Annotated in this window: 7 protein-coding genes and 3 tRNA genes; all 10 read left to right on the forward strand. The window is 58.6% G+C overall.

Going from position 1 to position 9238, the window contains the following annotated elements; genetic code table 11:
• Positions 1–115 precede the first annotated feature (115 nt).
• Positions 116–322 (forward strand): cold-shock protein, encoded by a 207-nt coding sequence (locus GOQ25_RS08400; protein ID WP_160350017.1) that lies wholly within the window; start codon positions 116–118, stop codon positions 320–322.
• A 2788-nt stretch (positions 323–3110) separates the two neighbouring features.
• Positions 3111–5030 carry a tRNA uridine-5-carboxymethylaminomethyl(34) synthesis enzyme MnmG gene (mnmG, locus tag GOQ25_RS08405; protein WP_160350018.1) on the forward strand — a complete coding sequence of 640 codons (1920 nt, stop codon included), beginning with the start codon at positions 3111–3113 and terminating at the stop codon, positions 5028–5030.
• Positions 5027–5704 carry a 16S rRNA (guanine(527)-N(7))-methyltransferase RsmG gene (rsmG, locus tag GOQ25_RS08410; protein WP_160350019.1) on the forward strand — a complete coding sequence of 226 codons (678 nt, stop codon included), beginning with the start codon at positions 5027–5029 and terminating at the stop codon, positions 5702–5704. Before mnmG ends, rsmG begins: the two co-directional genes overlap by 4 nt.
• Entirely contained in the window at positions 5701–6501 is an 801-nt protein-coding gene (locus GOQ25_RS08415) for a ParA family protein (RefSeq protein WP_160350020.1), read from the forward strand. The genes rsmG and GOQ25_RS08415 overlap by 4 nt, the downstream gene beginning before the upstream one ends.
• A 163-nt stretch (positions 6502–6664) precedes the next feature.
• Positions 6665–7588, forward strand: coding sequence for a ParB/RepB/Spo0J family partition protein (locus tag GOQ25_RS08420; RefSeq protein ID WP_160350021.1), 924 nt, complete (start codon positions 6665–6667; stop codon positions 7586–7588).
• Positions 7581–8582: an asparaginase gene (locus GOQ25_RS08425; RefSeq protein ID WP_160350022.1), complete on the forward strand. Its 1002-nt coding sequence runs from the start codon at positions 7581–7583 to the stop codon at positions 8580–8582. Before GOQ25_RS08420 ends, GOQ25_RS08425 begins: the two co-directional genes overlap by 8 nt.
• 138 nt (positions 8583–8720) lie before the next feature.
• Positions 8721–8807 (forward strand) — tRNA-Tyr (locus GOQ25_RS08430).
• A 119-nt stretch (positions 8808–8926) separates the two neighbouring features.
• Positions 8927–9000 (forward strand) — tRNA-Gly (locus tag GOQ25_RS08435).
• Between the two features lie 5 nt (positions 9001–9005).
• Positions 9006–9080: transfer RNA gene (locus tag GOQ25_RS08440), tRNA-Thr, on the forward strand.
• Between the two features lie 55 nt (positions 9081–9135).
• Positions 9136–9238, forward strand: a 103-nt coding sequence (locus GOQ25_RS08445) for a GTP-binding protein (protein ID WP_033456734.1), incomplete at its 3' end; no start/stop codon positions are given.

Consider the following 9238-nt stretch of genomic DNA (forward strand, 5'->3'; position numbering starts at 1 on the left):
CGTGAGTATGCTGATTCCCGCGGTTGATTCAAGCGTTGCACAGGCCTCTGACCTGACTAGTCGGCGTCCTTGATTCACTAGCAATTCAATTTTTTCTTTCAGGGACGCTTGAATAATGATTCAGAAGGGCAAGGTTAAGTGGTTCAACGCCGATAAGGGCTTTGGCTTCATCACTCCGGACGCTGGTGGCACCGACGTATTCGCACACTTCTCCGCCATCCAAGGCCGCGGCTATCGCAGCCTGAACGAAGGCCAAGAAGTGGAATTTGAAGTTAAGGATGGTCCGAAAGGACCTCAAGCGGCGGAGATCCGTCCGCTCTAATCGGGGAATCCCGCTTTCCCCGCAGGCCGGGTTCGACCTGGCTACGACGCCCCTAGGCTTACGCCTTGGGGCGTTTTCATTTGTGGGCGGTCATTCAGCCTGTGGATAACTTTGGGTATAACTTTCGGTTTGGGCACCCCTTTTAACGTCCGAACGGTTTCGCCGCTGGCAGCGTTTTCGGTTTGAATTGCGGAGTTCTGCACAAAAATATGGGTACGTCGATTGTGAGCGGTATGAAGACGCGGCATTTGGGGTCATTGGCGCGTTCTTTCGCAGGTGTGGCCGTTTTTCCTTTGAATTTCAAGGCTTAAGCGAAGGTTTGGCGGCATGGTCTGCTGAATCAGGATCGCTAGATGCGGCACAGTGGTGCATGCGCAAGGCGGATATTTGAGTCCGGGCGGCTCACTTGTTCACAAAATTATCCCCATCGCTTTTCTATGATTGTTGGGGGGTGGTTGAAGCTAAAACGGCTCTTCGAATTTTGTGGATATCGGCCGCTTCGAAGCGGTTTTTTTATGCCTTCATGTACTTGTGCTAAATCGACAGGGTTTTGGTGGACGGGGCTATGCGCTCGGTGGTTCGGATGCTGGGGATAAGTGTGTGGCTCGATGTTTATCCGCCGGTGGCTGTGAATAATTGATGAGGGTCCTTTTCACGTGAAACGGTGCAACGTTGGATGGGGCAGGGGCTAGGTTTGGTAGTTGTAGATAGGGCTTTGATCTTATTCCCGGTGTAGAGCATGGTCCTTATTCGTCGGCTCGCTCTGACAATTTACGAAGGCGGTTCCTATCCTCTCCGGACGTGTGGATATCTCTTTCGGATAGGTAGAGGCCGTAAACGGACGCACATGGCGCAGCAACTTAGGCATTCTGCATACTAGTGTTCTGAACTGCTGTGTCGGCTGTGGGGGTCATCATCCTGTTGAAAGTCCGCGTTGTCGGGTTTTCTATATGAGCGGGTCGCAATGCTGGTACATCGCGACAGAAGCGTTTTAGGATTGCGAGTCCTTTCGATGGGGAGTCGACGGAATTCTTTGAATCAGGTCGGGACGGCGACGGCAGTCTGTTCTTGTTTCACGTGAAACACATGAGGAGAGCGCCCGCTGGCAGCGATTGGTGCGGGTAGAGCGTAGGTACCTCGTGTGATCGCCGTTGGGCCTCGCACCATTTAGCGACGTACCGATTTGAGTCGCACCTTGCTCCCAGACTTTTCGCAGAGCGGGCCTGTTGTGCAGAATCCATCGGGCGGGAAGATACGTGTTCACCTCTATAGTGGACAAGTTTATGCAGACCCTGCGGCAAAGCAGAGGAGGTGTGGCCTGCGTGTGCTGCCGGCGGGGGTTATGGCTTCATTCTTTTCAATGTGCCCTGACACGTCGGGGCGGGGTAGAGCCTCAACATGCCTGGGACATTGTGCTATTGACGTCCCGGCCGTTGGCCTGAGGGGTGCGCCGGCCCTATCGCAGCGGCTCGGCCCATGAGCAAGGGCCTCGGTCGCCTTCGGCGACTCCCCGCCGCTCAACGGGCCGGCGCACCCCTCAGGCCAACGACCGGGACTGCGTTGGCGGCTGGCGACGGCTGTCAGACGTGCTGGGGAAGGGTGTGTCGGACTTCTATTCTGCGCACCGCTGGAGGCCATGAGTCCTCCTAAAGCGCAGTGCTTACAGCGGCGATGACTCTGTAATTTTGCGGCCCACCGAAGCAGCCGCGGGAGGACACAGGCCAACTCGCGAGTCTATATGCCTGTGGTGACGCTCATGGGAGGAAATTTGGCCTCGTGAGCGCATTGTTCGCGGCGTATGTTCCACGTGGAACACTGCATGGAAAGCATGAGCGGTCAGGCATTGACGACTTATGCGGCGCGGGACACTCTCCGAATTCCGGGCTTCGACCATGGGCGCGGCTCGAGGAGTGTTTCTGGAAGCGCCCTCTGAATGACTATGCCTAACATGCAGAGCTTCTGCGGCGCCGATTGTCTCACTGAGGTGTATACCACCTTTAGTGAATCCAACGCTTGGCATGCACACAGAACTGGTTATTGGTGGTGGTGCGCAGCATCGTGTCGCCGTATGGCTAGCTCTGCTGGCCTCATACTTTATTTAAGACCACTCGCGCGCTGGCTATCGATCGGTGGATCTACGTCAGTTGGCACCCGGCTGGTGATACGTGCCGAAACGCCCCATCCCTGTTTTTGATGAGCTAGGTTTACCGCTGTGCTGTATCGAAGGGCCGGCAACGAGCCATGGGAGGTGGGCATGTCCCTCTCGCAAAGGCCATCCTTCCTGTGTAACGCCTAGGCACGTGTGTCGCCGTTCCGTCTAATGTGTTTTATAACGTAGCGACGCGGCGATCTTGTTCTGGGCGCGGGATGTATGCGCCACATAAGGCTGAATCCGTGGCCTGAGAATTGACATGGTTAGTGGACTCGCCCTGGCCTCGGGTTTGGGGCTCGCGCCTTCGCTGATGAAAGAGCAGGCGATCGAATGGTTGTTGGCGCGCGCTTGGCTGCGGATTAGCCCAATGCAAGATGGCCGATGTTCCACGTGAAACATCGGCAGACTCTGCCGTCCTGGCGTTAATCGCCTTACCGTGTACGGGCACGTGGGGTCCAGGCGGCATTAGCCGTCCGGTGCGGAGTTTTAGGTAAAGCGGACGGCCCGCCGCCGCAGTAATACGGACCCGAAGCTGCAGTAGCTGCCCAGATACAACTTCGTTCACTGTTCCACGTGAAACAACTTCGCTCCCGCCACTATAATGTGGTTTATCAAGCTCTTTCATCAGCCCTCATCATGAATTACCCGCGCGAATTTGACGTTATAGTCGTCGGCGGCGGCCATGCCGGTACCGAAGCGGCATTGGCGGCGGCGCGCATTGGCGCCAATACCCTGCTCCTTACCCACAACATCGAAACTCTCGGTCAGATGTCCTGCAACCCGTCGATTGGCGGGATCGGCAAGGGGCATCTGGTTAAAGAGGTGGACGCCCTGGGTGGCGCAATGGCTCTGGCCACCGACGAATCCGGTATTCAGTTCCGCATCCTTAACGGTTCGAAAGGGCCGGCGGTGCGAGCGACGCGTGCTCAAGCGGACCGTGTGCTATATCGCAAAGCGATCCGCTCGCGCCTGGAGAACCAGCCCAATTTGTGGATCTTCCAACAAGCGGTGGAAGACCTCATGGTGGAAGGTGATCGCGTGGTTGGCGCTGTGGTTCAGATAGGTCTGCAGTTTCGCGCGCGAACGGTGGTACTTACCGCCGGTACGTTCTTGAATGGCCTGATTCACGTTGGGCTGCAAAATTACTCGGGCGGTAGGGCAGGGGATCCACCCGCGATCTCGCTGGGTCAACGTCTGAAAGAGCTGAAGCTCCCGCAAGGCCGTCTGAAGACCGGCACACCTCCTCGCATTGATGGACGCACGATTAATTACAGCGTGCTTGAGGAGCAGCCCGGTGATCTGGATCCGGTGCCCGTCTTTTCGTTCCTGGGCAATGCGTCTATGCACCCGCGCCAGTTGCCTTGCTGGATCACGCATACTAATGCGCGCGCGCATGACATCATTCGCGGGGGGCTAGACCGTTCGCCGATGTATAGCGGCGTTATCGAAGGGGTAGGTCCGCGGTATTGTCCTTCTATCGAGGACAAGATTCATCGCTTCGCCGATAAAGAATCGCATCAGGTATTTCTGGAGCCGGAGGGCTTGGACACCCACGAGGTGTATCCGAACGGCGTGTCGACCAGCTTGCCTTTCGACGTGCAGTGGGACTTGATCCATTCACTCCCGGGGCTGGAAAACGCACACATCCTGCGCCCGGGTTACGCCATTGAGTACGACTACTTCGATCCACGTGGAATGAAGTCGACACTCGAGACCAAGGCGATATCCGGCCTGTATTTCGCTGGCCAGATCAACGGTACGACCGGCTATGAAGAGGCGGCCGCGCAGGGTCTGCTCGCGGGCGCCAACGCGGCGTTGCAAGCATTGGATCGAGAGCAATGGACGCCACGTCGGGATGAAGCGTATCTGGGCGTGCTAGTCGATGATTTGGTCACTCGCGGCGTGACCGAGCCATACCGGATGTTCACTTCGCGTGCCGAGTATCGCCTCAGCCTGCGCGAGGACAATGCCGATTTGCGTCTGACGGAGATCGGTCGCAAGTTGGGTCTGGTGGATGATGCGCGCTGGGATGCCTTTAGCCGTAAACGCGACGCTGTCGCGGCCGAAATCGAACGCTTGAAGTCGACTTGGGTTAATCCCCGCAGCTTCCCTGCGGAAGATGCGGAAAAGCTATTGGGCAAGGCAATTGAACGTGAGTACTCACTAGCGGATCTGTTGAAGCGGCCGTCGGTGACTTACGAGACGCTGATGAGTGCGACGCTTGTCGATGGCAGCCTGCTGGCGGGTCCCGGCGTGAGCGAGGACGACGTGTTGGCCGAGCAAGTCGAGATTCAGGTTAAGTACGCCGGCTATATCGCGCGCCAGCAAGACGAGGTGCAAAAACATCTTGCGCACGAGCAGCAACGGATTCCAGCTGATCTGGACTACGACGCCGTCAGCAGTCTGTCGTTCGAAGTCCGCCAGAAACTCAAGGCACATCGGCCCGAAACCATCGGCCAGGCGGCCCGCATTTCCGGCGTGACGCCCGCGGCAATATCGTTACTCCTCATTCACCTGAAGCGCCTGCATTACGGCTCGCGCAAGCAAGCCGCATGAGCGCCGCGACCGAGGTCCGGCTCGCGCAACAGCTCCAGCATGCCTGCGACATGCTGGAGCTGCCGCTTACGCCCGCCCAAACCGAACAGCTATTGCAGTATCTGGCGCAAATGCAGCGCTGGAATCGCACCTACAACCTCACCGCGATCCGCAATCCCGAGCAGATGCTGATCCAGCATCTGTTTGACAGCCTGAGCGTGGTGAACCCCTTGTCTCGCACCGCTAATCCCGCAGACAACGCCAAGGTGTATGACATCGGCTCGGGCGCGGGGTTACCGGGTGTTGTGATCGCCGTCACGCGGCCTGCATGGCAGGTGACGTGTGTGGATGCCGTCGAGAAGAAAATGGCGTTCGTGCGCCAGATGTCCGGCGTCCTTGCTTTGCCGAACCTCGCGGCGCTGCACGCGCGAGTGGAGGCCATCACACCGGCGCAGTGCGATATCGTCACGTCGCGAGCCTTCGCTTCCTTGATCGATTTTGCGACGCTGGCTGGCCGCCATGTGGGCGACAGTGGTACCCTCGTCGCGATGAAAGGGAAGGTCCCCGAAGAAGAAATACACGCCCTGCATCAGCAAGGCGAATGGCACGTTGAAGACATCCAGATGCTGAAAGTCCCGCAACTTGAAGCACAGCGTTGCCTGATCTGGATGCGCCGCAGTCAAGGAAATCTATGAACACCAATTCGTCCAGCACGCGCCGAGCGCGTGTGTTTTGCATTGCGAACCAGAAAGGAGGCGTGGGCAAGACCACTACCGCCATTAACCTCGCGGCTAGCCTGGCTTCGCATGGTAAGCGCGTGCTGTTGATCGATCTGGACCCGCAGGGCAACGCCACGATGGGCAGCGGCATCGACAAAGGCTCGCTGCAATCGACGCTGTATGACGTACTGATTGGCGATGCCACCATCGAAACGGCCCGTGTGCGTTCCGAGGCGGGCGGCTATGACGTCTTGCCGGCCAACCGCGAACTGGCCGGCGCCGAGATCGACCTGATCAATATGGAGGCGCGCGAACGCCAGCTCAAGACGGCGATCAGCGAGGTGGCGACGCAATACGAGTTCGTGCTGATCGATTGTCCGCCCACGCTGTCTCTGCTGACGTTGAACGGATTGGCCTCGGCGCATGGCGTGGTTATCCCCATGCAATGCGAGTACTTCGCGCTCGAAGGTCTGTCGGATTTGGTCAACACCATCAAGCGCGTGCATCGCAATATCAACGACGAGCTCCGATTCATCGGCCTGTTGCGCGTCATGTTCGATCCGCGGATGACGCTGCAGCAGCAGGTGTCCGCACAGCTGGAATCGCACTTTGGCGATAAGGTGTTCACCACGGTGATCCCGCGCAATGTTCGCTTGGCCGAGGCCCCCAGCTATGGGTTGCCCGGCGTGGTGTATGACAAGGCCTCGCGCGGCGCCCAAGCTTATCTCTCTTTCGGCGCCGAGATGGTCAAGCGCGTCGAAACCATGGAATGATGAACTCGCGACTCATGCCGCTGGGGTTATCCACCCTGTATCGCTTCCCCGAGTAACGGTATTGTTGCCGTCTGGCGTCCACGACGGTTCGATGGATGCCCATTGTTCGGCGAACGAGAACTCCCCAGCAAGCTAAGCGAGTAGTAACTAAGGATTTTTCGACATGGCCACCAAAAAACCTAAAGGTCTCGGTCGCGGACTCGACGCTCTGCTAGGAGCGGACGGCCCCGCGATCGATACCCTCATCCCGAAGCCGGCCGAGCAGGCGCCCGCTGGCGAGCGCCTGCCCTCGACGTTGCCGGTGAGCAAGATGCGCGCTGGCAAATATCAGCCCCGCACTCGCATGGATGAAGGCGCGCTGAACGAGCTGGCGGAGTCGATCCGTGCCCAGGGCATCATGCAGCCGATTCTGGTGCGTGCGCTTAATGATCGTCCGGGCGAATACGAAATCATCGCGGGCGAACGCCGTTTCCGTGCCGCCCAGCTGGCGGGTCTGAAAGAGGTGCCCGTTCTGGTGCGCGAGGTGGCCGACGAAAATGCCGCCGTTATGGCGCTGATCGAAAACATTCAGCGCGAAGACCTGAACCCGCTCGAAGAAGCGCATGGCGTGCGTCGTCTGCTGGAAGAATTCGGTTTGACGCACGAACAGGCGGCCACGGCGATTGGCCGTTCGCGTTCGGCCACCAGCAATCTGCTGCGCTTATTGAATCTTGCCGCTCCGGTGCAAACCATGTTGCTCGCCGGAGACATCGATATGGGCCACGCGCGCGCGCTGCTGGCGGTCGATGCGGCGATGCAGATTCAGCTCGCCAACCTCATCATTGCCAAACGCCTGTCGGTGCGCGAAGCAGAGAAACTGGTCAGCAAGGCCGCCAAAGAGGCCGATGCCCCAGCGCGTAAAGCCAGCAGCGGTCCCTCGCGAGACGTTGCCCGTCTTGAGGAGGCCTTGTCCGACCAATTAGGCACGCGCGTGGCGCTCAAGCTCGGCGCGCGCGAGAAAGGGCAAATCGTCATCGATTTCCATGGCTGGGAACATCTGAACGCCTTGCTCGAGCGGCAAGGCTTATCCGGAGTGCTCGATGCCTGAGGGCAAGCGGCCGTCCATCGCGGTCTTGGCGACCGGCGGCACGATTGCAGGCGTGCGGGTGCAGGACGACGCGCACGCATACCGTGCGGGTGCGTTATCCGTCGAGCATCTGCTTGCCGCCGTGCCCGGCCTGGACCGGCTTGCGCATATCCAGGCAGAACAACTGGCCAATGTGGGTAGCCAGGATATGAGTTTCGCCATCTGGGCCGCGCTGGCCCGGCGCGTAGACGCGCTGTGTCAGGATCCTGACATTGATGGCATCGTCATTACGCATGGCACCGATACCGTCGAAGAGACGGCGTACTTTCTCAGTTTGGTCATCCGGCACGACAAGCCTGTCGTCCTGACAGGCGCCATGCGTCCCGCGACGGCGCTGGGCGCGGACGGTCCGGCCAATGTGTTGTATGCCGTGGCGCTGGCAGCCAGCGACTCGGCGCGCGCACGCGGGCCCCTGGTCGTGATGAACGAAGACATCCACTATGCCCGGGAAGTCCAAAAAGTGGCCTGCAATGGCATCGATGCCTTTGCGTCGCCGAACCGGGGCAGGGCAGGGGTGATGCGCGGCGAGCGCGCCGTGTTTTATTCACGCAACGAACCGCGTCATACCGTCAATAGCGCATTTTCCGTAGATTTGCTGGACCGGGCATGGCCGCGTGTGGATATCCTGTTTGCCACCGTCGATCTGAATCATGACGTTGTGGATTACCTGTCGGCGCGGGCGCGCGCCATCGTGTTGTCGGGCGTGGGCGACGGCAATGGTAGTCAGGCGGTGCTACAGGCTCTCCATCGAGCTGTGCAACGTGGCGTAATCGTGGCCCGTGCCAGCCGCTGCGGCAGCGGCCACGTGGCCCGTAACGTCGAAGTCGACGACGAAGCCATGGGGTTCATCGCGGTCGGCGACCTTTCGCCCCAGAAAGCGCGCATTTTGTTGATGCTAGGGCTGATGAAAACTTCCGACCCTGTCGAATTGCAGACCCTATTTGACGAATATTAGGTCGTGTCGGGGGGGAAATTGGCGTGAAACAGACGCCGCGCGCGGCCGTCATGTCGATTTTTCAAATATTTTTGCGAAAAACCCCCACATACGTTTGACTTTCGATTTCGAAGTGTTCATAATCTCAAGTTCTCCGCTGGAGGGGTGCCCGAGTGGTTAAAGGGGGCAGACTGTAAATCTGTTGGCCTTGCGCCTACGTTGGTTCGAATCCAACCCTCTCCACCAGAGACCCATATTTTGGATCCAGGCCTCGTGCCTGGATTCTTGATGTTAGGCCCGGTTGTCAGCGCAAGCTGTCGCAGACCTGGTGTAGCAGATGTGGGACCAGTGGTGAAAGGAAACTCGCGGGTGTAGCTCAATGGTAGAGCAGAAGCCTTCCAAGCTTACGACGAGGGTTCGATTCCCTTCACCCGCTCCAAAGTTGCCCATGTGGCTCAGTGGTAGAGCACTCCCTTGGTAAGGGAGAGGTCACGCGTTCGATCCGCGTCATGGGCACCACAGAATTTTTGTTCTCTTCTAAGTCAGAAGCTTCAATCCAGGTCAGGAGTCAGCCATGGCAAAAGGCAAGTTTGAACGTACCAAGCCGCACGTGAACGTGGGTACGATTGGTCACGTTGACCACGGCAAAACCACGTTGACGGCAGCCATCACGACGG

Origin of the sequence: Bordetella sp. 15P40C-2, assembly GCF_009763235.1 — a bacterium.
In the GTDB taxonomy this organism is placed as follows: Bacteria; Pseudomonadota; Gammaproteobacteria; order Burkholderiales; family Burkholderiaceae_B; genus Bordetella_A.